Here is a 22,476-nt window from a genome sequence, read left to right as displayed (position 1 = left end):
GAAGCGCGAGCCTCAGCGCAGGGCGAGCCCGGCGGCGACCTCGAGCACGCAGAGGGCGGCCAAGCGCACGGTGCGGCCGTCCGCGGCATCCGCCGTCGCGTCGACCTCGGCGATGTCGACGGAGCGCACCCGCGGGTCAGCACCGGCAGTGCGCGCGGCCTGGCGCAGCTCGTAGGCCGAGATTCCACCGGGCACGGATGCCGGGCAGCCCGGCGCGACAGAGCGGTCGCAGACGTCCACGTCCAGGTCGACGTGCACCGGGCCACCCGCCGAGCCGGCGATGTCGAGCGCCTCGGCCATGACGTCGGCCATCGGGCGACGGTGCAGCTCGTCGCGGTGCACGACAGTGATGCCGTAGTCGCGCGCGCGCTCGGCGTAGCGCCGGGAGTTCGCGAAGTCGGCGATGCCGATCTGCACGATCCGGCCGCCGTCCAGGCCCGCCTCGACGAGCCGCCGCACGGGCGAGCCGTTGTTCACGCCGTCGCGCAGGTCGTAGTGGGCGTCCAGGGTGATCAGCCCGGCGCTCGGCAGCGCCTCGCCCCACACACCCAGCGCCGAGGCGACGGTCACCGAGTTGTCGCCGCCGAGGGCGACCACCATGTCGGCCAGGCCGGCGGCCCGCGCGACAGCGGCGAGCGCCCGCTTCTCGCCCTCCGGCCCGTCGGGTTCGTGCACGTTGCCGAGGTCGACGATCGTCAGATCGGCCAGGCTGCGGATGTCGCCGCGCACACCGCGGTCGGCGATCAGCGCGTCGGAGTAGCGCGGCAGCACGGCGCGGATCGCGTCCGGGGTCTCCCCCGCGTTCGTGGTGGAGAGTGAGGTGCGCCAGGCCGGCAACCCGATCAGGGCCAGGTCGATGTGTGCGCCGGGCATCAGCGATTCCGGAGCGGGCCAGCCGCCGAGCCGCGGCCAGAGCGGGTCGTGCGGCAGGTTGGCGGAAACGGAGGGGTACGGTGTCGTCGGCGTCACAGCCTCGACGTTAGCAATCCGAATGCCGGCGCGACAGGCATCCGCGGCCCGGGCTGTCTGTGCGGCCAGACGCCTGCCCTGCGCCCGTCATCGACTCATCAGAGAAGGCTCCAACCGCCGATTCGTGGCGCATGCTCTGCGAGTCGATGCGGCGACGGGGCGGGCGAGGGCAGGCTTAGGGCTCTCGGGCGAGGAGCTTCAGCAGTTCGGCCTCGCGCGCGGCGCTCAGCCCGGCGCCCCGCGGGCGGTCCAGCCCGCGCTGGTGCTCCCAGCGCAGCACATCGGCCACCAACTCAGCGCGGGGGCGATGGCGCAGCCCCGCGGCGACCGCAGCCCGGCCGGAGCGGGCGGAGAACCCGGCGAAGTCGGGGTCGGCCAGCCAGAGGGCCACCGACTCCTCGCCCATGAACTCCTCGACGCCCTGGGCCAGGAGCCACGCGGATGGCGCGGCGATCGTCTCCGCCTCGTGCCCGCCGACGCGCCGGCTGAGTTCGACCCACTCGCCGAGCGGCACGATCGGGCCCACCGTATTGACTGTGCCGAGAGCACCGCGCTCTGCCGAGTCGAGCACGAACGTGGCGAGGTCGCGCACGTCGACGATCTGGGTCGGCGTCGCCGACTCGGCGGCGACCAGCATCGGTTGCTCCGGCGCCCGGGCCGCGCGGGCCACCCAGGCGCCGCTGCGCCCGCTCTCATCGCCGGGGCCGCCGATCACACCCGGCCGCACGACGAACAACGTGTCGCCCCGCGCGGCGCGGGAGGCGAGCTCGACGGCCGCCTTGGCGCTGCCGTAGTCGGCCTTCGTCGCGCGATCGCCGACGAAGGGGGCGAACAGCTCGGCCGACTCGTCCGCATCGATCTGGTCGGCCGCGGCATAGACGCTGGTCGACGAGATGAGCGTCCAGTGGTCGGCCCGGCCGCCGAGCTCGGAGAGGGCGGCACGCGCGAAACCCGGCTGCCAGGAGAGCTCGACCACGGCGTCCCACTGCCGGTGCGCGGCATCCGCGTAGGCGTCGGGGCTCGCGCGATCGACTGCGATGAGCTCTGCACCGACCGGAACGTCGCCGGATTCGCCGCGGGCCAGGCAGGTGACCCCGTACCCCCGCGCCAGCGCCTGTCCGGCGATCTCTCGGCCGAGCCAGGCCGTGCCGCCCAAAATCAGAATCCGCATCGGTGCCTCCGTGAGTACTTCGGTCGCTGGGCCGGTCGGTCGCGCTAGGTACGGTTGAAACGAGTGGGGCCGGCCGGCTTCAGCGCCTCGGCGATGCGCTCGCGCATGTTCGGCGACATCTCCGGCAGTGCGTCGAGTGGGAACCAGGCCGCGTCGGTGTTCTCGCCGTCCGCCGGGTGCGGCTGCCCGCTCACCCAGCGGCAACGGAAGACCAGATCGAGGTAGGCGGCCCGGTCACCGTTGACGTAGGCGCGCTCCGGCAGCGACTGCACCCAGGCGAGGCGCTCCACCTCGGCGACGACGCCGGCCTCCTCGAGCACCTCGCGGGCAGCGGCATCCGCCGGCTCCTCCCCCGGGTCGATGATTCCGGTGACGGGTGTCCAGGCGCCGTTGTCGGCACGGCGCACGAGCAGCACCTCGTGGCTGCCGGACGCCGCACTGTCGGATGCCGCGCTGCCGGACGCCGCGCTGTCGGATGCCGACCTCGCGCGCAGCACGACGGCGGTCGCCCCGCTCAGCCAGAGCGGGGCGGTGCCGATCTTCTCGCGCAGGGCGAGAACGAAGTCGGGGGTGGCCATGATTCGGCCTACGCGAACAGCTCGATCGAGCGGCGCAGCGCTTCGGCGGAATGGTGCAGCAGCTCCTCCTCGCGGGCATCGAACGCGACGTCGAGCACCCGCTGCACCCCGCCGGCGCCAACGATCGACGGCAGGCTGAGCGCCACCCCGTCGATGCCGCGGTAGCCGTGCAACACGCTGGAGACGGGCAGGATGCTGCGCTCGTCGCGCAGCACCGCCTCGACGATACGGGCGCCGGAGAGGCCGATCGCGTAGTTGGTGGCGCCCTTGCCCTCGATGATCTTGTACGCGGCGTTGACGACGTCGTGGGTGAGCGTCTCGAGGCGTTCCCGAGGGAACAGCGCGGTGCCGTCGGCATCCGTCCAGGCGCTCAGCGGCGTCTGGCCGATCGTCGCCGCCGACCAGAGCGGGAACTCGGTGTCGCCGTGCTCGCCGACGATGAGCGTGTGCACGCTCTGCGGGGCCACGCCGGCCGCCTCGGCGACGAGCCAGCGCAGCCGGGCGGAGTCCAGCACGGTGCCCGAGCTGAAGATGCGCCCCTTCGGCAGGTCGGTGATGCGTTCGGCCACGGCCGTCAGCACGTCGCAGGGGTTCGTGACGAGGATGAACACGGCGTTCGGCGACAGCGCGACCAGCTGGGGCAGCATCGCCTCAAGGATGCGCACGTTGACGCCGGCCAGTTCGAGCCGGGTCTGCCCCGGCTGCTGCTTTGCGCCCGCGGTGATGACGACCACATCCGAGTCGGCCGTGAGGTCGATGTCGCTGCCGCCGCTGATGCTCGACGGCCCGGCGAAAGGGGTACCGTGCGCGAGGTCGAGCACCTCGGCCTCGACCTTGGCCGTGGCGATGTCGTAGAGCACGACCTCGCGGGCCGAGTTTCGGATGAGCGCGGCGTAGGCCAGCGACGACCCGACGCTTCCGGCTCCGACAACGGTGAGCTTGGTTCCGCGAGTGAGCGTCATACTCCCAGTATTGCGCTGTGACGGATGCGGCGCGAGTGCCGGAAGTGGAGTCAGGCCCGGGTGGCGCGCACCACGACGTCGCGCAGCGAGACCTGCTGGCCGCCGGGGCTGGTGAGCGTGCGGTCATGTTCCTCGGCCGTCTCCACCTGCCAGCCGGCCGACGCGAAGCGCCCCCGGATATCGTCGAGGGTGACGGTGGCCTCGGCGGGCGGGCGGTGGCCGTGGCCGTGCTCGTGCTCGTGCTCGTGCCCGTGCTCGTGCTGCTGCCCAGAGGAGTCGTGCAGGTGGCCGACGAGCAGCAGCGTGCCGCCGGGGGCGACCCAGCGCGCGATGCGTTCATAGAAATCGAGCTGCGCGATGGTCGGGTGCGCGTAGCTGCTGGCGACCAGGTCGAACTGGTGCTCCGGCTCCCATGTGGTCAGGTCAGCCTCGACCCAGCTCACCTTGTCTGAGAGGCCGGCGTCGGCAGCGCGCGCCGCCGCCCGGGCGAGGGCGGTGGACGAGATGTCGGCGCCGGTGACCTGCCAGCCGTGGTCGGCCAGCCAGACCACCTCCGCACCGGTGCCGCAGCCGGCATCCAGCGCCGTGCCGGGGGTCAGGCCGGCGGTCTCGGTCGCGAGGTACGGATGCGGCACGGTGTCGAGGGTGCCGGACGCCGCGCTCGTGTGGCTCTCGTCCTGGTGCTTCCGTTCCCAGTAGTCCTTGTCGAAGTCCGTCATGCTCTCAGTATCGCCGTCCTGCGGATGTCGCGGCGGACTGCGCGACGAACTGCCAGGGCTTGGGTCGCAAGCGCCCTCGAGCCAACGGGGCTACTCGGGGGTTTCGACAGGCTCAACCAGCGGGGGCCGGCTCAACCAGCGGGGGCCGGCTCAGCCAGCGGGGGCAAGCGCACCCAGCGCGGGCCGGCTCACCCAGCGGGGCCGGCTCAGCCAGCCGGAGCCGGCGCGGGCTCCGGCTCGGCCGCGGGGCCGGCATCCTCCGCGGCCGCCGCCTTGCGCAGTTTGCGCTTCTCGCGGCCGCCCTCGACCAGCGAGTACAGCACCGGCAGCACGACGAGCGTCAGCGCCGTCGACGAGACGAGTCCGCCGATGACGACGAGCGCGAGCGGCTGCGAGATGAAGCCGCCGTGACCGGTGATGCCGAGCGCCATCGGCAGCAGCGCGAAGATGGTGGCGAGCGCCGTCATGAGAATCGGCCGCAGACGCCGGGACGAGCCGTGCTCGAGCGCATCGCGCACAGTCATTCCCCGGTCGCGGTACTGGTTCACCAGGTCGATGAGCACGATGGCGTTGGTCACGACGATGCCGATCAGCATGAGCACGCCGATCAGCGAGGCGACGCCGAGCGGAACCCCCGAGATGACCTGCAGGGCGATCGCACCGGTCGCCGCGAACGGCACCGACACGAGCAGCAGCAACGGCTGCAGCAGCGAGCGGAACGTCGCCACCATCACCATGTACACGATCAGGATCGCGACCAGCAGGGCCAGCCCGAGCTGCGAGAACGCGTCAGCCTGGTCGGCCGTGACACCGCCGATCGACGCGGTCGTGCCGGCGGGGATGTCGGCGGCCTTGACCGCCTGGGAGACCTCGGCGCTCGCGGTGCCGAGGTCGTCACTGTTCGGGGTGGCTGTGACGGTCGCGCTGCGAAGCCCACGCACCGTGGTGATGGATGCCGGCCCCTCCACCTGCGCGACGGTCGCCAGCGAGTCCAGCTGCACCGGCCCGGCCACGGTCTGGACCTCCAGCGCGGCGAGCGCCTCGATCGTGGCCGGCGGGTTCTCCGAGGCGATGTAGATGGTGAGCGTGTTCTCGTCGATCACGACCGTGCCGGCCTGGCGGGGCTGCATCGCCTGCGACACCACGCTCCCGAGCGCGACCTCGCTGTAGCCGGCCTGCGCCGCGGCATCCCTGTCGACCTGCACGCCGATGTAGGTGCGGGACTCGGAGAGGTTGCTGCTGGTCTGCGAGACCGAGTCGAGTTTCTTGACGGCGGCCTGGATCGTGTCGGTCGCCTGCTGCAGGTCGGCCGCGCTCGACGCGGTGATGTCGACCTCGATGTCGCTGGAGGCGCCGAAGCCGCTCGAGGAGGCGATGGTGATGGTTCCGACATCCTTCAGCTTGTCGAGCTCGGTGCGCACCGACGCCTGGATCGCCGCGTTGTCGGAGCCGTCGGCGGTGGTGATCGAGTAGGTGATGCTGGAGCTGCCGCCGCCGAACACGGCCTGCAGCCCGGTGCCGCCGCCGATCGAGGTCTGCACGATCTCGACGCCGTCGGTCTCACGCAGCGTCTTCTCGACGCCAGTCGATGCCGTGTCGAGCGCTGCCAGGCTGGTGCCGACGGGCAGCTCCTGGCTGACCTGGAACGTGTTCTGGCCCGAGTCGCCGAGGAAGTTCGTCTTCATCAGCGGTAGCAGCGCGATCGTGCCGCCGAGGATCAGCACGGCCACCAGCAGGGTGGCGACGCCGTGGTTGAGGGTCCAGCGGATGATCGGCAGGTAGCCCTTCTGCAGGCGCGAGGGGTGCTCCAACTCGTCGATGCCCGTCTCCTCGGCCAACGCCTCTGTTGACATGCCGGAGTGCTTGTGCGCCTGCGATGGCTTCAGCAGCCAGTAGGCGAGCACCGGCACGATGGTGAGGGCGACGAGCAAGGAGGCGAGCAGCGCGATCGTCACGGTGAGCGAGAACGGCCGGAACAGCTCGCCGGTGACGCCCTCCACGAGCGCGATCGGCACGAACACCGCGACCGTGGTGATGGTCGACGCGGTGATGGCGCCGGCCACCTCCTTGACGGCCTTGACGATGGTGGCCGCCTTGTCCGGCCCGGCCACGAGGTGCCGTTTGATGTTCTCGATCACGACGATGGAGTCGTCCACGACGCGGCCGATCGCGATGGTGAGCGCGCCGAGCGTGAGGATGTTGAGCGTGTAGTCGGCGGCCTGCAGGCCGATGAACGTGATCATCACCGAGGTCGGGATGGAGATCGCCGTGACGAGGGTGGCGCGCACGGAGAGCAGGAAGAGCAGGATGACGAGCACGGCGAAGAGCAGGCCGAGCGCGCCCTCGACGGCGAGCGACTCGATCGACTGCTCGATGAACGGGGCTTGGTCGAACACGACGGTGAAGGTGGCGCCGGGGTTGGTGCGATCGAGTGAGCTCTGCAGCGACGGCAGCATGTCGCGCACGGCCGTCGACACCTCGACGGTGTTGGCCGCCGGCAGCTTGGTGATCGCAATCGTCAGGGCGCTCTGGCCGTTCACGCGGGAGATGCTGGTGGTCGGGTTGTCTTCCAGGGCGACGGATGCTACCTCGGAGATCGTCGTGAGCTGCGGCTCGAAGCCGCCCGTGGTGGCGCCGAGCACGGGCAGTGCGGCGAGCTCGTCGATGCTGGTGATGCGGGAGCCGGTCTGCACCGAGAACGTCTTGTCGTTCTCGGTGATCGAGCCGCCGGGCAGCAGCACGCCGTTCTGCGAGAGGGCGTCGGTGATCGCGGTAACGGTGAGCCCGCGGGCGGCGAGCTCGGCCGGATTCGGCGTGATGGTGACCCGCTGGCCGACCTTGCCGACGATGCTGGCCTCGCGCACGCCCTTGATGTCTTGCAGCTCCCCGAGCGTGGTGCGGGAGATCTCGTCCGAGAGCGCGCTGACGTCGGTGGCACCGGTGACGGCCACCTGGATGACCGGGAAATCGTCGAGGCTGAGCGCCAACACCTGCGGGTCGGCACCGGAGGGCAGCTCCTTGGAGATGCGGTTGATCGCGCTGAGCAGCTTCTGCTCGGCGAAGGCCAGGTCGGTGCCGTAGGTGAAGGAGGCGTTGACGATCGAGACGCCCGTCTCGCTGCTGGTCGAGGTGGACTCCAGGCCGGTGATGCCCTGGATCGCGGTCTCGATCGGCGTGGACACGTCGGTATTGACCACGTCGGGCGATGCTCCGGGGTAGCTCGTCATGATCGCCAGCTGCGGGAAGGCGATCGACGGCGCAAGCTCCTGCTTGAGGCTGGTGAGGGCGAGTCCGCCAAAGATCATCACGACAACCGTGATCAGGGCGATCAGCGCGCGGTTCTTCATCGAGAGCGCAGCGAGAAGGTGCATTGCGCCATTCTGTCAGGGCACGGCGCGGTCGCGCGTCATCCCCCGCAATGCTGTTTGGTGACCGTTAGACGACGTCGGCGAGGTAGCCGGCATCCGGCACCGGATGCCGCAGCAGCGAGCCCCAGGCCAGGGAGAGTGCGTCGACGGCGCGCGTGGTCTCCTCGGCCGAGTAGCTGATCGGCAGCCGCAGGAAGCGCTCGAACGCCCCGTCGATGCCGAAGCGCGGCCCGGCCGCGACGAGCAGCCCGTGGTTGCGGGCGGCCAGAGCGAGCTGCGAGCTGACCGGTGCGCCGAGGTTGACCCAGGTGGCCAGCCCGCCGTGCACGTGCGGCACGCTCCACTGCGGGAAGCGCTCCGCCAGCTGGCGCTCGAGGTGGTCGCGGCCGGCGCGCAGCTGCGCGCTGCGCAGTTCGAGGATGCGCGGCATCTCTGGCAGCAGCTCGGTCGCGATCAGCTGCTCGAGGATCGGGGTGCCGAGGTCGCCCGGCGCCCGCAGCCCGATGAGTTTGCGGATCAGCGGCTTCTCGGCCCGGATCCAGCCGATGCGCAGCCCGCCCCAGACGGTCTTGCCGATCGAGCCGACGAGCACGGCGTCGCCGAAGGCGGCCATCGGCAGCGGGGTGTCCGGCCGGTCGATGTTCAGCTCTGCTGTCGTCTCGTCGGCGACGACCACGGTGCCCTGCTTGGCGGCGGCGGCCAGAATCCGCTCCCGCTGACCCTCGTCGAGCGAGCGCCCGGTCGGGTTGTGGAAGTCGGGCATGAGGTAGGCCATGGCGGGGTTCGACTGGCGGATGGCCTGCTCGAACCCGGCCGTCTCGAGACCGCGCTCCGCAGCATCCGACATCACGCTCACCGGAACCAGCCGCGCGCCGGCCGCGCGCAGCGCCTCGTAGGCGTGCGGGTAGGTGGGTTGCTCGATCAGGGCGCGGTCGCCGCGGCCGACGAGAGCACGCGAGAGCAGCGCGATGGCGTGCTGGGCTCCGATGGTCACCATGATCTGCTCGGGCTGGGTGGGCAGCCCGCGCGCGGTGTAGCGATCGGCGATGGCGGCGCGCAGCTCGGGGATGCCGACAGGGTCGTAGCCGGCATCGCCAAGGTGGCGTGGCAGCTCGTCGACGGCGCGGCGGCTAGCCTCGGTGAGCCAGGGCAGGGCCGGCATGGCCGCCTTGCTGAGGTCGAGGTAGCCCCGGTCGCCCGGCACCGAGAGCATGCCGGGGCTGCCGCTCAACCGAGTGACGCTGCCGGATCCGCGCACACTCTGCAGAAAGCCGAGCTCGCGCAGCTGCCGGTAGGCGGCGGTGACGGTGGTGCGGCTGAGCTCGAGTTGCTCGGCCAGTTCGCGCTCGGCGGGCAGCCGGGTGTCGACGGGGATGCGGCCGTCGATGACGAGCAGGCGGATGCGGTCGGCCAGCGCGCCGTAGGCGGGGCCGGCCTCGCGCCACTCGCCGATCAGCGTGGCCAGTGTGCGGGCACCGATGCTGCGCGCACTGCTGGCAGGGGTGCCGGCGGCGTGGGTGATGCGGGCGGGCACGACGGGCGTGGCTTCAAGCATGAGGCCACTTTAGGTGAATTGGCTATTGGGCGAAAGGCCAATCATGCAATTGGATTGCAGAGTGGCTTCTTCGACTCATCCCCTGACCCCCGTGACCGGCCGACTCCCCCTGCGCATCTCACAGCTGCTCGTCGGTCTCTTCCTCTACGGGATCGGCATGGCGCTCATCATGCGCGGCGAGATCGGCGCCGCCCCGTGGGACGTACTGACGCAGGGCATCGTCAAGCACACCGGGCTGAGCTTCGGCCTGATCACCGTGCTGATCAGCGCCGTGGTGCTGCTGATCTGGATCCCGCTGCGGCAGCGGCCGGGCATCGGCACCGTGCTCAATGCGCTCCTCGTCGGCCCGTCCGCCGACATCGGCCTGGCGCTGATCCCGGCCGGGCTCGACCTCTGGGCGCGCGTGCTGCTGTTCGTGGCCGGGTTGCTCGTGCTCGCGGTCGCGACCGGGCTGTACATCGGCGCGCACTTCGGCCCCGGCCCGCGCGACGGGCTGATGACCGGGCTGAACGCCCGCACCGGCTGGGCGATCTGGACGGTGCGCACCGGCCTGGAGCTGAGCGTCGTCACGCTCGGCTGGATACTCGGCGGCAACGTCGGCCTCGGCACCGCGGCCTTCGCCGTGCTCATCGGGCCGCTCTGCCAATGGACCATCCCGTTCTTCGCCGTCAAACCGCGGGCCGCGGATGCCGCGGCGCCCGCCCTGGACCCCGCCGCCGGTTAGCGGCATCCGCCCGCACCGTTCGAGACCTAGAAAGGAACCCCCGCCATGATCGTTTTACTCGGCGTTCTCGCCCTGCTCGGTGTCTGGGCCGTCGTCGCCGCGGTGGTCACCGTCGCCCGCGACGGCTACCGTGCTGCGCCCGACCGGCACTCGGCGCCCCGCGCCGTCCGCTAGCCGCGCTCGCGCCCAGCCGGTCGAGCCCGCAACCCCCGCCGATTGAGCTTGTCGAAATCGGGGTTTCGACAAGCTCAGCCAACGGGCTTGGGTGCCTTGACTGCGGCAGCGGGTCTACGCCTTATCCCGTTGGCTCGAGGGAGCGCCAGCGACCGAAGCCACCCCCGCGCGCCGAGTTCACGGCCGTTAAACCGAAACAGCGCCAACCGGGTTGGCGCTGTTTCGGCAGAACTGGCGTGAGCGCCGACCAGCCGGCGACGTTAGTCGACGGGGCTGACGGTAATCGAGCCGTTCGAGGTGCCGACGTCGAGCAGGAACGTGCCGTTCGGGTCGGTGGGGATGTTGATGTTCTTCGCCCCGTTGGACGTCTCGGCCTTGACGTTGAACGAGCCGCTCGGCACGTGCAGCGTGATGGAGCCGTTGGAGGTGTTTGCCCGCACGTTCTGCGGGGTCTCGAGCTCGAGCTCGATCGACCCGTTCGAGGTCTTCGCGATGATGCCTGCCCCATTCAGGGCCTCGCCCTCGATCCGCCCATTGCTCGTCGATGCCTTCACCCGGCCGGCGACCTCGTCCAGCGAGATCTTGCCGTTGCTGGTCTGCACGTCGACGTCGTTCACCGCCTCGAGCTCGATGGCGCCGTTGTCGGTGCGGCCGCTCACGTCGACGCCCTCCGGCAGCTCGACGGTGTAGTCCACGCTGCAACGATTGCCGCATCCGTTGAGCACCAGCTCTGTGCCGCTGACCTCGTAGGTTGCGTCGAACTGGCGCTTGTTGCCCCAGTAGTGGATCTCGCGCTCGATGCGGATGTCGGTGGCTCCCACGACACCCTGCACCGTGACGCTGCCGCTGTTGCCGTTGATGCGCACGGCGCTGACCGTCTCGGTGAGCGTCGCCTTGTCGTTCGTTGCGTGCGCGGGCAGCAGGGCGCATCCGCTGAGTGCCAGCGCCGCGATGGCGATGCCTGCCACGGCCGTAACGGTGCGGAATGTGGTGCGCATGATGATGTCTCCTCCAGGCGGCGGCCCGGGCGGGCGCCGTTGTTCGTTGCCTCCAAACTACGCGGGCGCCGCGGGGCCGTCACGGGGGAATGCCCCCGAAGCGGCGCGGCGGGCAGCCACCCGTGCCCGCGGGGTTTCGACAGGCTCAACCAGCGGGAGGGGCTCAACGGGCGGGAGGGGGCCCGGCCCGCGGGAGCGTTGGCTTCGGTCGCAGGCTCCCTCGAGCCAACGGAGACAAGGAAGAACCCCGTTGATTGAGCTTGTCGAAATCGGGGTTTCGACAGGCTCAACCAGCGGGGGGTGCAACCAGAGGGAGGGGCCCGGCCGGCGGGAGGGGGCTCGACCGACGGGAGGGGCCCGGCCGGCGGCGCGTTGGCTTCGGTCGCAGGCTCCCTCGAGCCAACGGGGACGAGGAGGACCCCGTTGATTGAGCTTGTCGAAATCGGGGTTTCGACAGGCTCAACCAGCAGAGGGGGGCTCAACGGGCGGGAGGGGGCTCGACCGACGGGAGGGGGCCCGGCCAGCGGGAGGGGCCCGGCCGGCGGGCGTGTTGGCTTCGGTCGCAGGCTCCCTCGAGCCAACGGAGACGAGAAGAACCCCGTTGATTGAGCTTGTCGAAATCGGGGTTTCGACAGGCTCAACCAGCGGAGGGGCTCAACCTGCGGAGGGGGCCGACGGGAGCCCTAGAGCTCTCGCTCGGCGAAGGCCGTCAGAGCGTCGCGCACGAACTCGGCGCCAACCACGCCGCCGTAGTTCGCGGCGAAGCGCTCATCGGCGACGTACATCTCGGCGAGCCCGAGCAGGTAGGCCTTCGGCGGGCCGCTCGTGCCGCCGCCCGGCGTGCCCGGGATGGCCCGCAGCCACTCGAAGTGCCGGCGGGCGAGGGCCTGCGCCTCGTCACCGCCCGTGTCGACGCCGCGCGCCGCGGCATCCGCCCACTCCCCGGCCAGCTGCTTCTGCCGCTGCTGCCAGTCGCCCTTCTCTGCGGCGCTCATCGAGTTCCACCAGGCGTCGCCTGCCGCATAGGCTTTCGTGCCCCAGCGTTGCTCGACCTCCTCCTTGTACTGCGAGTTGTCGAAGCCGTCGAACATGTTCTCTGCCATGAGCTGCTGCCCACCTTCCAGATCGTGAATCGTCTGTTGCACCGACGCGATCTGTCGCGCCAGTCGTTGTTGTTCTTGCTGCAGCCAGCCCAGGTGGCCGCGCAGCGCCTGCCCCTCGTCGCGCTCGTTCGCGAGCACCTCGGCGATGGCCGGCAGGCCGAGGCCGAGCTCGCGCAGCAGCCGGATGCGCTGCAGCCGCACCAGCGCCGCCTGCCCGTAGTAGCGGTAGCCGTTGGCGCCAATGCGACTCGGCGTCAGCAGCCCGATCTCGTCGTAGTGCCGCAGTGTGCGGCTCGTCGTGCCGGCCAGCTTGGCGATCTCGTGGATCGACCAGTCCATGCGCGCTCCTTCCATGTGGTTCACATTTGCGGATTCCGCTGCTCCCGTCCTCCGCATGACACGAGCCTAGAAGTTGACGCAGCGTCAAGGTCAAGCGGCAAATCGAGATATATCGCTTGACGATCGCGGAAACGCGATATATCGTGAATTTCAGCAAGTCGCGATATATCGCGTATGCACCGGTTTCGGCATCCGCCGCCCACTCAAGGAGAACGCAATGGCAATCGAGAAGTGGCTCATTCAGCCCGGCGACAGCAAGGTCATCGACCTCGAGCTCGTGCGCAAACTCAAGGTCAGCCTGATCGGCGGCAAGATCGACGTGCTCGCCCATGACGAGCCCGGCGCCCGCGTCGAGGTGCACTCGGTCACCAGCAAGGAACTCAAGGTGGAGATCGACGGTGACACCCTCGAGATCGACCACCCGCAGCTGCGTTGGGACAACTTCATCGACGCATTCAAGGGCTTCAAGGGCAGCGCCAAGGCCGAGGTGAGCGTTCTCGTGCCGCGCGATGTCGCCGTCAAGCTTGGCGTCGTGTCGGCGTCCGCCCTCGTCTCCGGCTTCGCCACCGACGCCAAGGTGAGCACCGTCACCGGCGACATCGTGATCGACCACGTGATCGGCGACCTCGACGCGAACACCGTCAACGGCGAGGTCTCGGTCGGGCACCACACGGGCCGCATCAACGTCAACACGGTCTCCGGCGACGTGGTCGCCAGCGGCGCGATCACCCGCTTCCACGCGGACGGCGTCTCGGGCAACATGATCCTCGACGTCGTCGGCACGCCGGCAGAGGTCAACACCAACACCGTCTCCGGCGACCTCACCGTGCGCATGGACTCCGGCCGCGGCGAGCGCTACCGGGTGAACACCGTCGCCGGCACCGTCTTCCTCGACGACACCAACTTCAAGGGCACCCTCGGCAAGGGCTTCGAGCGCGTCATCGGCGACCTCTCCGGTAGCTGGCTCGACCTGCAGGCGAACTCGGTCTCCGGCAACATCTCGATCGTTCGCCGGCACGCGGCTTCCTCGGCCGACTCCGACTCCGGCTTCAGGGTCACCCACGACGGCGAGGCCTCGGCATGACCCCGCCGGTGTTCGCCCACGGAAGCCTGCGGCTGTACCTGCTCTCGCTGCTCGCCGAGCAGCCGCGGCACGGCTACGAGCTGATCCAGGCCATGAGCGACCGCTTCGGCGGCAGCTATATCCCGAGTGCCGGCACGATCTACCCGCGCCTGGCCAAGCTCGAGGAGGAGGGGCTGGTCAGCAAGGAGAGCGACGGACGCAAGACGACGTATTCGATCACGGATGCCGGCCGCGCCGAGCTGGAGGCCCGCCGCGGCGAGCTCGACTCGATCGAGGAGGCCATGACCGATTCGGTGCGGCGCATCGCCGACGAGGTGCGCGCCGGCGTGAACGACGCCATGCGCAGCCTGCGCGCCGATCTGGCCAGCGCCGCACGAAGCGCGCGACAGAGCGGCAAGACGGAGTCGGCAAAGGCCGCGGCATCCGCCGGCCCCACCATGCAGGCACACCAGGAGTCGGTGAGGGCGCTGCATGATGCAGAGCTGACGCTGAACCAGTTTCGGCAGGAGCTGCGCACCGAGCTGCGCACCCAGGCGGCGCGCGGGAACGTTCCCCAGGAGGCAGCAACGCTGCTGCGGGAACGACTGGACGCCGTGCGCACCGAAGTGCTCGACCTGCTGAAGACCAAGTAGCCCGGGCAGCCTCGGCCCGGGCGCGGGCCGAGGCTGCCCGGCTGGCTACGCCTGCGCGCGGGGCGGGCAGTACAGCTGGGTGCGCTCGCCCGAGCGGTCGATCTCGTGCTCGTCCATGGCCACGCCACAGAGCGGGCAGAGCCGCGGCGCCGGCACGGCCGGCGGCGTCTCGTTGTAGGGCCCGAGCGGGGGCGGCCCGATGTACGGCACGAGTTTGCGGTTGAGTCGATCGAAGAGCCCTGCGAGCTTTCCGCCCGTGCCGTCATTTTTGCTTCGTGCCATAATGATTAGTGTACTAACTGATTCCCCGCGCATCAAACCGTGGGGATGGAACACAGACAACGCGAAGGCAGGCGACACGAGTGAGCAGCACACCGACGAAGACTCAGGACGAAGCGGCAACCGTTGATCTTCTCGCGCTCGAGAGCCAGGTCTGCTTCGGGCTGGCCGTGGCCGCCCGCGGCGTGATCGGCGCCTACCGCCCGATCCTCGAGCCGCTCGGGCTCACCCACCCGCAGTACCTCGTCATGCTCGCCCTCTGGCAGTCCAGCCCGCGCACCGTGCGCGACCTCGGCGAGGCCCTGCAGCTGGAGCCGGCCACCCTCTCCCCTTTACTGAAACGGCTCGAAGGCATCGGCTACGTGAGCCGGGCCCGCAACGCGCAGGACGAGCGCGCCCTCGACGTGTCGCTGACGGATGCCGGCCGGGCCCTCCGCGAGCAGGCGCTCGAGATCCCGCCGCAGATCATCGACCGCCTCGGCATGAGCCTCGACGAACTCGCCGAGCTGCGCACGACGCTCTCCCGCGTGATCGCGGCGGTCGGCGCAGCCTAGCCCGAAAGCCAGCGCACGCACCGCGATCTAGCGGTGTACGAATCGACGCAACAGGCGAACAATGTAGGGCATGAGCATTTTCCGGGCTCCCCACACAGATGCCGTTACCGCCCGCCACTTCCCGGACGGGTTCCTGTTCGGTGCGGCGACCGCCGCCGGGCAGGATGACGGCGCGGCCGACGACGTCGCACTGATGACCGAGCTCGGCCTGGCGGCATACCGGTTCTCCAGCTCCTGGTCGCGCGCCTGCCCCGACGGCGGTGCGCTGGACCAACGGGGCGTCGACGCATACAGGCGGCTCTGCGATGAGCTGCTGAACGCCGGAATCACACCCTGGCTCACGCTCTACCGGGGCGATCTGCCCGAACCGCTCGCCGCGCAGGGCGGCTGGGCGAACCGCGACACGGCATACAGGTTTCGGGACTACGCGCTCGGCCTGCACGAGGCGCTGGGCGACCGGGTGCCCGTCTGGCTGACCCTCGGCGAGCCGTGGGGGCCCGGCGGGCTCGACCTCGCCGCCGGCCCGTCGACGGCACACCACCGGCTGCTCGCCCACGGACTGGCCGTGCAGGCGCTGCGCGAACGGGATGCCGCGCTCCGGCTCGGCGTGACGCTCAACCTCACCGTCGCCACCCCGGCCGACCCGGCCAGCGCGGCCGACCTCGATGCGGCCCGCCGCGTCGACGCCCAGTTCAACCGGGCGGCGCTCGGCCCGCTGTTCCGCGGCAGCTACCCGGAGGACTTCCTGCAGGACGCAGCCGGGCTCGACCTGCAGGCGCACGTGTTGAGCGGCGACCTCGCCCAGATCGCGCAGCCGATCGACCTGCTCGGCGTCAACTACTACCACGGCGCGGTCGTCAGCGAGCTGGCCGGCGACCCGCCGACCCCCGGCGCCGTCGAGCCGCCACCGCCTGCGCCGCTGCCGCCGCTCACCGCGGTCGATTGGGAGGTGCAGCCAGACGGACTGCGCCGGCTGCTTGTCGCCGTCGAGGCCGAGTACACCGGACCAGCCCGCGCTGAGCTGTACGTGACCGAGAACGGCGTCGCCTCCGACGACACCCTCGAGCCCGACGGCGCTGTGGACGATGCCGAGCGCGCGGAGTTCCTGCACTCCCACCTCGGCGCGGTGCTGGATGCCGTCGATGCCGGCGTCGACGTGCGCGGCTACTTCTACTGCTCACTGCTCGACACGGCCGCGGCGGCGCGGAGCGACGAGGGCTGCTCCGGGCTGGTGCACCTGGACGAGTCCGGCCGGCGCACGCTCAAGCGGAGCGGCTCGGAGTACCGCCGCATCATCACGGCCCGCACACTCGCCCCCTAGGCCGTTCCGCACGACGTCGCGCATGCGCCCGTGAGGATTCCGTGAGGACCGCTTGCCTTTCGCGCGCGCAGGCGTAGGCTGACCAGCCGTGACGAAAGACCTGCCCTCAACACCCGCGGAACCGCGTTCCGCAAAACACTGGATCATCGGGGATCCTCTCCCCAGCGAGAAGCTCGAGGGGCAGCTGCTCCCCAAGCACCTGGCGCTGCCGATCTTTGCCAGCGACCCGCTCTCCTCCGTGGCCTATGCGCCGCAGGAGCTGCTGATGATCCTCATGATCGGCGGGCTCGCCTTCCTCAGCTTCGCGCCCTGGGTGGCGCTCGCTGTCATCGTGCTGCTCGTCACCGTGGTGGCCAGCTATAGACAACTCATCAAGGCGTACCCCTCCGGCGGCGGCGACTATGAGGTGGCCAACCGCAACCTCGGTGAGAAGTCCGGCCTCGTTGTGGCATCCGCCCTGCTGGTCGACTACGTCATGACCGTCGTCGTGTCTGTGGCATCCGGTGTCGACAACATCATCTCGGCGATCCCGGAGCTGAACGGCTTCCGCGTCGAGCTCGCCATCGTCTTCGTCGTCATCCTGGCCGCCGTCAACCTGCGCGGGGTCAGCGAGTCCAGTCGCGCGTTCGCCATCCCGACCTACCTGTTCATCAGCAGCGTCGCGCTGATGATCGTCGTCGGCCTGGTGCGCACCATGTTCGGCGACGCCCCGGTGGCCGAGTCGGCCGGCTACGCCGTGCAGGCCGAGCAGCTGACGCAGGCCGCCGTCATTTTGCTGCTGTTGCGCTCCTTCGCCAGCGGGTGCAGCGCGCTCACCGGCGTGGAGGCGATCTCGAACGGCGTTCCGGCGTTCCGGGCACCCAAGGTGAAGAACGCCCAGGGCACCCTCGTGCTGATGGGCGGCATCGCGATCGTGCTGTTCGCCGGCCTCACCGCCCTCGCGCTGATCACCCAGGTGCACTACGCGGAGAGCGCCTGCAACCTGGTCGGATTCCCCGACTGTGAGAACCAGCCGCAACGCAGCCTGATGGCGCAGGTGGCTGCCGCCACGTTCGGCAACAACTCGATCCTGTTCTTCGTGATCCAGGCGTCGACGGCGCTCGTGCTGCTGCTCGCCGCCAACACGGCGTTCAACGGCTTCCCGCTGCTCGGCTCGGTGCTGGCGAAAGACGGCTACGCGCCGAAGTCGCTCAGCACCCGCGGCGACCGACTGATCTACTCGAACGGCGTGCTGCTGCTGGCGCTGGCGGCGATCGTCATCCTTGCGGTGTTCCAGGCGAACCTCACCGTGCTGATCCAGCTCTACATCATCGGGGTCTTCGTCTCGTTCACCCTCGGCCAGACCGGCATGGTGGTGCACTGGCTGCGCGAGCTGAAGAAGCCGAAACCCGACCGCGGTGCCATCTGGCGGGGCCTGGCCATCAACGCCCTCGGCGCCGCCATGACCGCCGTGGTTCTGCTCGTGGTGACCGTCACGAAGTTCACGCATGGCGCCTGGCTCGTGTTCCTGATGATGCCGATCCTGTTCTTGCTGATGCTCGGGGTCAATCGCTACTACCGCGACGTCTCCAAGGAGATCGAGGTCGACCCCACGACCACGTTCGGCTCGCAAGGCGACCACGCCATCGTGCTCGTCGGCAACATGCAGAAGCCCGTGCTCAAGGCGCTCGACTACGCGATCGCCGCCCGGCACGAGACGCTTGAGGCCGTGCACGTGTCGATCGACGACGAGCAGACGAAACAGCTGAAGAAGGACTGGGTGCGCATGAACATCCAGGTGCCGCTGCGCGTGCTCAGCTCGCCCTACCGCGACCTCAGCCACCCGCTGATCCAGTACGTGAAGTCGCGCCGGGTGGAGCACGGCTCCGAGGTGACGACGATCTACATGCCGCAGTACATTGTCGGCCACTGGTGGGAGGGGCTGCTGCACAACCACAAGGCCCGCCGGGTGCGGCAGAAGCTGATGCTGGTGCATGGCGTGACCATCGCGCTGGTGCCGTGGCTGCTGGACTCCAGCCAGCTGATCTACGGGCGCCGCTCGCGCCCGATCCCCGGCCAGGACCGACGCGGCGAGCCGGTGCGCCCGGTGCAGCGCAAGCCGATCGCGCCCGCGACGGTGCTGAACGGCCGCCCGCAGCCGCGACCGGGGGCCGCAACGGGTGGGCCGCCGCCCGGCGCGCCGGCCTCGACCTCGCGCCCGGCGAACTCGCGCCGCAGAAAGCGCAAGTAGGGCGGATGCCGGCCGGCACCCGCTCGCCTCGGCACGCGGTGCTCACACCGGCACGTGGAGTACCGCGTGCCGGCGTGAACACCAGTGCCGCAGCGCGGTGCGGGCACGCTCGGCTAGAGCAGCGCCATGATCTGGCGGGCGATCGTGCGGCCGGCCCGGCTCGCTCCGATCGTCGAGGCCTGTGGGCCGTAGCCGGCGAGGAAGATACGCGGGTCGGTCCAGGAGGCCCCGGATGCCACGGTCACGCCGCCGGCGGATTCGCGCAGCTTCAAGGGCGCCAGGTGGCGCAGTTCCGGCCGGAAGCCGGTCGCCCAGATGATCGCGTCCGCCGGGACGAAGCTGCCGTCTGACCAGCGCGCACCGCCCGGCTCCAGCACGCTGAACATCGGTTTGGCCACCAGAAGACCGCGGTTGATGCCCGCGGCGATGCGGCGGGTCTTGGGCACGCCGGTGCCGCTGACGATGCTGGGCAGCGGGTGGCCCGCCCGCGCGGCACGGTCTTGCGCGGCGACAGCCGCCGCAGCCGCCTCCACGTCGAGCAGCTCGGTGTCGATCCAGTCGATCGGCCGCCGCGAGACCCAGTTCAGGTTGGCCGCGACGCCCTCCAGCTCGAGCATGAAGCCGATCGCCGAGGTGCCGCCGCCGACCACCAGAACGTTCTTGTCGCGGTAGTCCTCGGCCGAGACGTAGTCGGCCGTGTGCAGGTGGCGGCCGGCGAAGGCCATCGCCCCTGGGTAGTGCGGGATGAATGGGGCACCCCAGGTACCCGTCGCGTTCACGACGAAGCGAGTGCCGATGGAGCCACTGTCGGTGTGCACCTGCAGGTCGGCGCCACTGTTCACGACCGAGCGCACCCTGACGGGGCGTTCGACCGCGAGCTGGAAGTGCTCCTCGTAGCGTCGGTAGTAGTTCGAGACGACGGCGCGCGCCGGCACGTCGCGTTCGGCAGTCTCGAAACTGAGCCCAAGTTCAGCCATGCCCGGCAGGTCGTGCACGCGGTGGGCAGAGCCGAGCCGCAGGCTCTGCCAGCGGTGCTGCCAGGCGCCGCCGGCATCCGGGCCTCGATCGAGCACGACAAAGTCCTGACCAGCCGTAAGTTCAAAGCGGTGCAGATAGTACGCAACGGCAAGCCCTGCCTGCCCTGCCCCGATGACAACGACCGGCACATCACGGTCGGATCTCATCAAACCTCGTCCCAATCTCTGTCTGCGAAGCGGCCACCGGCACTGTGCACCCTACATGCTAAACTGGCGGTTAGTTTTCATACTTTTTATCGGTAAATCCCGGGCGCATCATTAGCAACCGGCCTGTCATCGTAAGGGGGTCTCGCATGGGGCGCGGCCGTCAAAAAGCAAAGCACACCAAGGTAGCCCGTGAGCTGAAGTACTTCAGCCCCGACACCAACTACGGTGCACTCGAACGCGAACTCACGCATAGTGGTGATGTTCGACCTGGTGGGGATCGTCTCGACGAAGACCTCGCCAAGTGGCCTGAGTACGAGGCGACGCAGTACGAGGACACCTACGCCACGGAAGACGAGCAGAAGCGCGCTTAGTCTTCTCTCCGTAACGGATGCCGTGAGCTCAGCGTTTCGACGCTGAGCTCACGGCTTTTCGTGTACCCGTTTGCGGGTCGCGGCGAGCCGCCGACGGAAGAACCCGCCGGCCGCGAGGCGACCGGCGGGTTCTTCTGTACCGAGTTCTTCTGTACCGAGCTCTTCTGTGCCGGGTTGTCTAGGCGGCGTAGCTGCCAACGAGGCGCACGGCGCCGCCGTCGACGCCCTTGGCGCCCTGCTCGAAACCGGTGAAGTCGCGCGGCGCCGTCGAGACGCGGCCGGCGACCCACGAGTGGATGCCCTCGGCCTCGAGCTTGGCGACGACGCTGGATGCGGCATCCGCTGCCACGACAGCGAACATGCCGATGCCGAGGTTCCAGGTGCCCTCAGCGCTCTCGAGGGTGGTGCCGGCGAGGTCGCTCAGCACGCGGAACACGCTGTTCGGCGACCAGCTGGCGCGGTCGACCTCGACCCAGGAGCCGACGGGCAACACGCGGGCCAGGTTGGCCGCGATGCCACCGCCGGTGACGTGGCTGAGCGAGTGCACGCTGCCGGCCAGGGCCGGGTCTTCAAGCACGTTGACGAGCGGGCCGGTGTAGAGGCGGGTCGGTTCGAGCAGCACCTCACCGACGACGCCGCCGAACTCGTTGGAGTGGTCGGTGTAGCCGATCTTGTTCTGCGCCAGGATGTGGCGCACGAGCGAGAAGCCGTTGGAGTGGATGCCGGAAGAGGCCATCGCGATAACGACGTCGCCGTGCTGCACGCGGTCGGCGCCGAGCACGGCGTCACCCTCGACGACGCCGACGGCCGCGCCGGCCACGTCGTAGTCGTCGGGCCCGAGCAGGCCGGGGTGCTCTGCGGTCTCGCCACCGACGAGGGCGGTTCCGGTGGCGGAGCAGGCCTTGGCGATGCCCTCGACGATCGAGGCGATGCGCGAGGGCACGACCTTGCCGCAGGCGATGTAGTCAGTCATGAAGATGGGCTTGGCGCCCACCACGATGATGTCGTCGACGACCATGCCCACGAGGTCCTGGCCGATCGTGTCGTGCTTGTCGAGGGCCTGTGCGATGGCGACCTTGGTGCCGACACCGTCGGTGGAGGTGGCCAGCAACGGGCGCTTGTAGGCGGTGAGGAAGGAGACGTCGAAGAGCCCGGCGAAACCGCCGACACCGCCCAGGACGTTGGGGCCATGCGTCTTGGAGACGGCCGCCTTCATGAGTTCGACCGCGAGGTCGCCGGCTGCTGTGTCGACGCCTGCTGCGGCGTAAGAATTCTCGGTCACCCTTATAGGGTACCGGGCGCGCGGGCGCCAGAATTCGACGGCGCCGTCGCCGCTTCCTCCCGCCCCGGCAATCCACGGAAATCTCCGGCACCGGGCACGGGCACGCGAGTTACACTGACCCTATGTGGGGCTCCGGCGCGGCATGGTGGTCGGTTCGAGAAGAAGCGAGCCGACAGGTTCTGCTCGCCCTCTACCTGCGTGATCGGATCGGCATCGAGGCCCCGGTCGAGCTACCCCGGCTGCAGGGCGTCATCGGCGTCGCCGACGGCACCGCGTTGCGCGAGCTGCGCCATTCGCCGCACCACCCGCTGGCCTTGCACGGCCCGCATCACGCCGCCGAAGCTCCGGAGGCGCAGCCTGCCGCCCCGCTGCCGTTCGAGCTGATGGCGGAGCCGGCGCGCAGCCGACTCGAGACGCAGTGGCTGCTCTGGTGGGCGACCACCGTCGAGCCGGAGCGCTTCCCCTCGCCTGTTCCGCTGGAGCTGGCTCCGGCGTTCGGTGATCTGGTCGCTCTGCCCGTACGCGGCGCCGAGCTGCTGCTCGAGGCGATCACGCCCTATGCCGAGGCCGCGGTGGCGTGGTCGGATGCGGCGGCGCGGCGCTTCGCCGACTACCAGCACGAGCCGCGCGGCTCGCTCAAGCTCGCCTACGCCGGGCTGATCGCCGAGAACGAGCGGATGCACGGCCGGCGGGCGCGCGTGTTCGAGCTCACCGTGCAACTGCTGCCGCTGGCGGCATCCGGCGCCTGGTGGATCGGCCGCAACACCGTCGCCATGACCGACACGTTGCGCCGGGACCCGATCGGCTTCAGCGACGCGCTGCGGCCGATCATCGCCGAGCTGGCGTGACACCCGTCGGGCGGCTCGGTCTCGATACGCT

The 22,476-nt window shown here is 69.9% G+C and carries 21 protein-coding genes; 9 read left to right on the top strand and 12 right to left on the bottom strand.

The annotated features are described in order from the left end of the window. Positions 1 to 12 precede the first annotated feature (12 nt). The 7 genes from AWU67_RS16580 to AWU67_RS16550 all read right to left on the bottom strand — a co-directional run bounded on the left by AWU67_RS16580 (position 13) and on the right by AWU67_RS16550 (position 9,322). Positions 13 to 858, bottom strand: a complete 846-nt coding sequence (locus tag AWU67_RS16580) for an arginase family protein (protein WP_067233004.1) — start codon at positions 856 to 858, stop codon at positions 13 to 15. A gap of 286 nt (positions 859 to 1,144) precedes the next feature. Continuing rightward, positions 1,145 to 2,140, bottom strand: coding sequence for an NAD-dependent epimerase/dehydratase family protein (locus tag AWU67_RS16575; protein ID WP_067231670.1), 996 nt, complete (start codon positions 2,138 to 2,140; stop codon positions 1,145 to 1,147). Between the two features lie 44 nt (positions 2,141 to 2,184). After that, entirely contained in the window at positions 2,185 to 2,718 is a 534-nt protein-coding gene (locus tag AWU67_RS16570; RefSeq protein WP_067231667.1) for an NUDIX hydrolase, read from the bottom strand. Between the two features lie 8 nt (positions 2,719 to 2,726). Then, on the bottom strand, positions 2,727 to 3,680 hold the full coding sequence (locus tag AWU67_RS16565; RefSeq protein WP_067231665.1) for an L-lactate dehydrogenase: 954 nt from the start codon (positions 3,678 to 3,680) through the stop codon (positions 2,727 to 2,729). 50 nt (positions 3,681 to 3,730) lie between these two features. Beyond that, the gene (locus tag AWU67_RS16560; RefSeq protein ID WP_067231662.1) at positions 3,731 to 4,399 is read right to left on the bottom strand and encodes an SAM-dependent methyltransferase; all 669 of its coding nucleotides are present in this window, start codon (positions 4,397 to 4,399) and stop codon (positions 3,731 to 3,733) included. Between the two features lie 206 nt (positions 4,400 to 4,605). After that, entirely contained in the window at positions 4,606 to 7,770 is a 3,165-nt protein-coding gene (locus tag AWU67_RS16555) for an efflux RND transporter permease subunit (RefSeq protein WP_067231658.1), read from the bottom strand. Between the two features lie 64 nt (positions 7,771 to 7,834). Further along, entirely contained in the window at positions 7,835 to 9,322 is a 1,488-nt protein-coding gene (locus AWU67_RS16550; protein ID WP_082717100.1) for a PLP-dependent aminotransferase family protein, read from the bottom strand. Between the two features lie 91 nt (positions 9,323 to 9,413). Between AWU67_RS16550 and AWU67_RS16545 the strand changes: the two genes are divergently transcribed. Beyond that, positions 9,414 to 10,046, top strand: a complete 633-nt coding sequence (locus AWU67_RS16545) for a YczE/YyaS/YitT family protein (RefSeq protein ID WP_234407296.1) — start codon at positions 9,414 to 9,416, stop codon at positions 10,044 to 10,046. 45 nt (positions 10,047 to 10,091) lie between these two features. Further along, entirely contained in the window at positions 10,092 to 10,220 is a 129-nt protein-coding gene (locus AWU67_RS17855) for a hypothetical protein (RefSeq protein ID WP_257720951.1), read from the top strand. Between the two features lie 260 nt (positions 10,221 to 10,480). Here AWU67_RS17855 and AWU67_RS16540 read toward each other — a convergent pair whose 3' ends face one another. Together AWU67_RS16540 and AWU67_RS16535 are read right to left on the bottom strand one after the other, a co-directional pair. After that, positions 10,481 to 11,218, bottom strand: coding sequence for a DUF4097 family beta strand repeat-containing protein (locus tag AWU67_RS16540; protein WP_067231651.1), 738 nt, complete (start codon positions 11,216 to 11,218; stop codon positions 10,481 to 10,483). Between the two features lie 683 nt (positions 11,219 to 11,901). Beyond that, the gene (locus AWU67_RS16535) at positions 11,902 to 12,660 is read right to left on the bottom strand and encodes a MerR family transcriptional regulator (protein WP_067231647.1); all 759 of its coding nucleotides are present in this window, start codon (positions 12,658 to 12,660) and stop codon (positions 11,902 to 11,904) included. A 217-nt stretch (positions 12,661 to 12,877) separates the two neighbouring features. On the opposite strand from AWU67_RS16535, the gene AWU67_RS16530 reads away from it, so the two are divergent. Together AWU67_RS16530 and AWU67_RS16525 are read left to right on the top strand one after the other, a co-directional pair. Continuing rightward, entirely contained in the window at positions 12,878 to 13,744 is an 867-nt protein-coding gene (locus tag AWU67_RS16530; protein WP_067231643.1) for a DUF4097 family beta strand repeat-containing protein, read from the top strand. Next, positions 13,741 to 14,376 (top strand): PadR family transcriptional regulator, encoded by a 636-nt coding sequence (locus AWU67_RS16525; RefSeq protein WP_067231640.1) that lies wholly within the window; start codon positions 13,741 to 13,743, stop codon positions 14,374 to 14,376. Before AWU67_RS16530 ends, AWU67_RS16525 begins: the two co-directional genes overlap by 4 nt. Before the next feature lie 45 nt (positions 14,377 to 14,421). On the opposite strand, the gene AWU67_RS16520 is transcribed toward AWU67_RS16525, so the two are convergent. Next, positions 14,422 to 14,658: a hypothetical protein gene (locus AWU67_RS16520; protein WP_067231638.1), complete on the bottom strand. Its 237-nt coding sequence runs from the start codon at positions 14,656 to 14,658 to the stop codon at positions 14,422 to 14,424. 80 nt (positions 14,659 to 14,738) lie between these two features. Here AWU67_RS16520 and AWU67_RS16515 point away from each other — a divergent pair, with 80 nt between their 5' ends. From AWU67_RS16515 to AWU67_RS16505, 3 genes are all read left to right on the top strand, one after another. Beyond that, on the top strand, positions 14,739 to 15,209 hold the full coding sequence (locus AWU67_RS16515) for a MarR family winged helix-turn-helix transcriptional regulator (RefSeq protein WP_067231635.1): 471 nt from the start codon (positions 14,739 to 14,741) through the stop codon (positions 15,207 to 15,209). 70 nt (positions 15,210 to 15,279) lie between these two features. After that, positions 15,280 to 16,530 carry a glycoside hydrolase family 1 protein gene (locus AWU67_RS16510; protein WP_067231632.1) on the top strand — a complete coding sequence of 417 codons (1,251 nt, stop codon included), beginning with the start codon at positions 15,280 to 15,282 and terminating at the stop codon, positions 16,528 to 16,530. Between the two features lie 100 nt (positions 16,531 to 16,630). After that, entirely contained in the window at positions 16,631 to 18,760 is a 2,130-nt protein-coding gene (locus AWU67_RS16505) for an APC family permease (RefSeq protein WP_425339205.1), read from the top strand. A gap of 113 nt (positions 18,761 to 18,873) precedes the next feature. On the opposite strand, the gene AWU67_RS16500 is transcribed toward AWU67_RS16505, so the two are convergent. Beyond that, positions 18,874 to 19,944 (bottom strand): FAD-dependent oxidoreductase, encoded by a 1,071-nt coding sequence (locus AWU67_RS16500; protein WP_067231625.1) that lies wholly within the window; start codon positions 19,942 to 19,944, stop codon positions 18,874 to 18,876. 146 nt (positions 19,945 to 20,090) lie between these two features. Between AWU67_RS16500 and AWU67_RS17085 the strand changes: the two genes are divergently transcribed. After that, positions 20,091 to 20,315: a DUF3073 domain-containing protein gene (locus tag AWU67_RS17085; RefSeq protein WP_082717099.1), complete on the top strand. Its 225-nt coding sequence runs from the start codon at positions 20,091 to 20,093 to the stop codon at positions 20,313 to 20,315. Between the two features lie 178 nt (positions 20,316 to 20,493). Here AWU67_RS17085 and purM read toward each other — a convergent pair whose 3' ends face one another. Further along, on the bottom strand, positions 20,494 to 21,597 hold the full coding sequence (purM, locus tag AWU67_RS16495; protein WP_067231622.1) for a phosphoribosylformylglycinamidine cyclo-ligase: 1,104 nt from the start codon (positions 21,595 to 21,597) through the stop codon (positions 20,494 to 20,496). Positions 21,598 to 21,719: 122 nt separating this feature from the next. Between purM and AWU67_RS16490 the strand changes: the two genes are divergently transcribed. Next, positions 21,720 to 22,445, top strand: a complete 726-nt coding sequence (locus tag AWU67_RS16490; protein WP_067231618.1) for a hypothetical protein — start codon at positions 21,720 to 21,722, stop codon at positions 22,443 to 22,445. Positions 22,446 to 22,476: the final 31 nt, after the last annotated feature.

The organism is Microterricola viridarii (assembly GCF_001542775.1).
Taxonomy (GTDB): Bacteria; Actinomycetota; Actinomycetes; order Actinomycetales; family Microbacteriaceae; genus Microterricola; species Microterricola viridarii_A.
This window is presented reverse-complemented; position numbering and strand designations above follow the sequence as displayed.

Bases quoted from the DNA above. Each gene is read 5' to 3' on its own strand.
- AWU67_RS16575 (WP_067231670.1), bottom strand. From the start codon at position 2,140: ATGCGGATTCTGATTTTGGGCGGCACGGCCTGGCTCGGCCGAGAGATC.
- AWU67_RS16570 (WP_067231667.1), bottom strand. From the start codon at position 2,718: ATGGCCACCCCCGACTTCGTTCTCGCCCTGCGCGAGAAGATCGGCACC.
- AWU67_RS16565 (WP_067231665.1), bottom strand. From the start codon at position 3,680: ATGACGCTCACTCGCGGAACCAAGCTCACCGTTGTCGGAGCCGGAAGC.
- AWU67_RS16560 (WP_067231662.1), bottom strand. From the start codon at position 4,399: ATGACGGACTTCGACAAGGACTACTGGGAACGGAAGCACCAGGACGAG.
- AWU67_RS16555 (WP_067231658.1), bottom strand. From the start codon at position 7,770: ATGCACCTTCTCGCTGCGCTCTCGATGAAGAACCGCGCGCTGATCGCC.
- AWU67_RS16550 (WP_082717100.1), bottom strand. From the start codon at position 9,322: ATGCTTGAAGCCACGCCCGTCGTGCCCGCCCGCATCACCCACGCCGCC.
- AWU67_RS17855 (WP_257720951.1), top strand. From the start codon at position 10,092: ATGATCGTTTTACTCGGCGTTCTCGCCCTGCTCGGTGTCTGGGCCGTC.
- AWU67_RS16540 (WP_067231651.1), bottom strand. From the start codon at position 11,218: ATGCGCACCACATTCCGCACCGTTACGGCCGTGGCAGGCATCGCCATC.
- AWU67_RS16535 (WP_067231647.1), bottom strand. From the start codon at position 12,660: ATGGACTGGTCGATCCACGAGATCGCCAAGCTGGCCGGCACGACGAGC.
- AWU67_RS16530 (WP_067231643.1), top strand. From the start codon at position 12,878: ATGGCAATCGAGAAGTGGCTCATTCAGCCCGGCGACAGCAAGGTCATC.
- AWU67_RS16525 (WP_067231640.1), top strand. From the start codon at position 13,741: ATGACCCCGCCGGTGTTCGCCCACGGAAGCCTGCGGCTGTACCTGCTC.
- AWU67_RS16520 (WP_067231638.1), bottom strand. From the start codon at position 14,658: ATGGCACGAAGCAAAAATGACGGCACGGGCGGAAAGCTCGCAGGGCTC.
- AWU67_RS16510 (WP_067231632.1), top strand. From the start codon at position 15,280: ATGAGCATTTTCCGGGCTCCCCACACAGATGCCGTTACCGCCCGCCAC.
- AWU67_RS16500 (WP_067231625.1), bottom strand. From the start codon at position 19,944: ATGAGATCCGACCGTGATGTGCCGGTCGTTGTCATCGGGGCAGGGCAG.
- AWU67_RS17085 (WP_082717099.1), top strand. From the start codon at position 20,091: ATGGGGCGCGGCCGTCAAAAAGCAAAGCACACCAAGGTAGCCCGTGAG.
- AWU67_RS16490 (WP_067231618.1), top strand. From the start codon at position 21,720: ATGTGGGGCTCCGGCGCGGCATGGTGGTCGGTTCGAGAAGAAGCGAGC.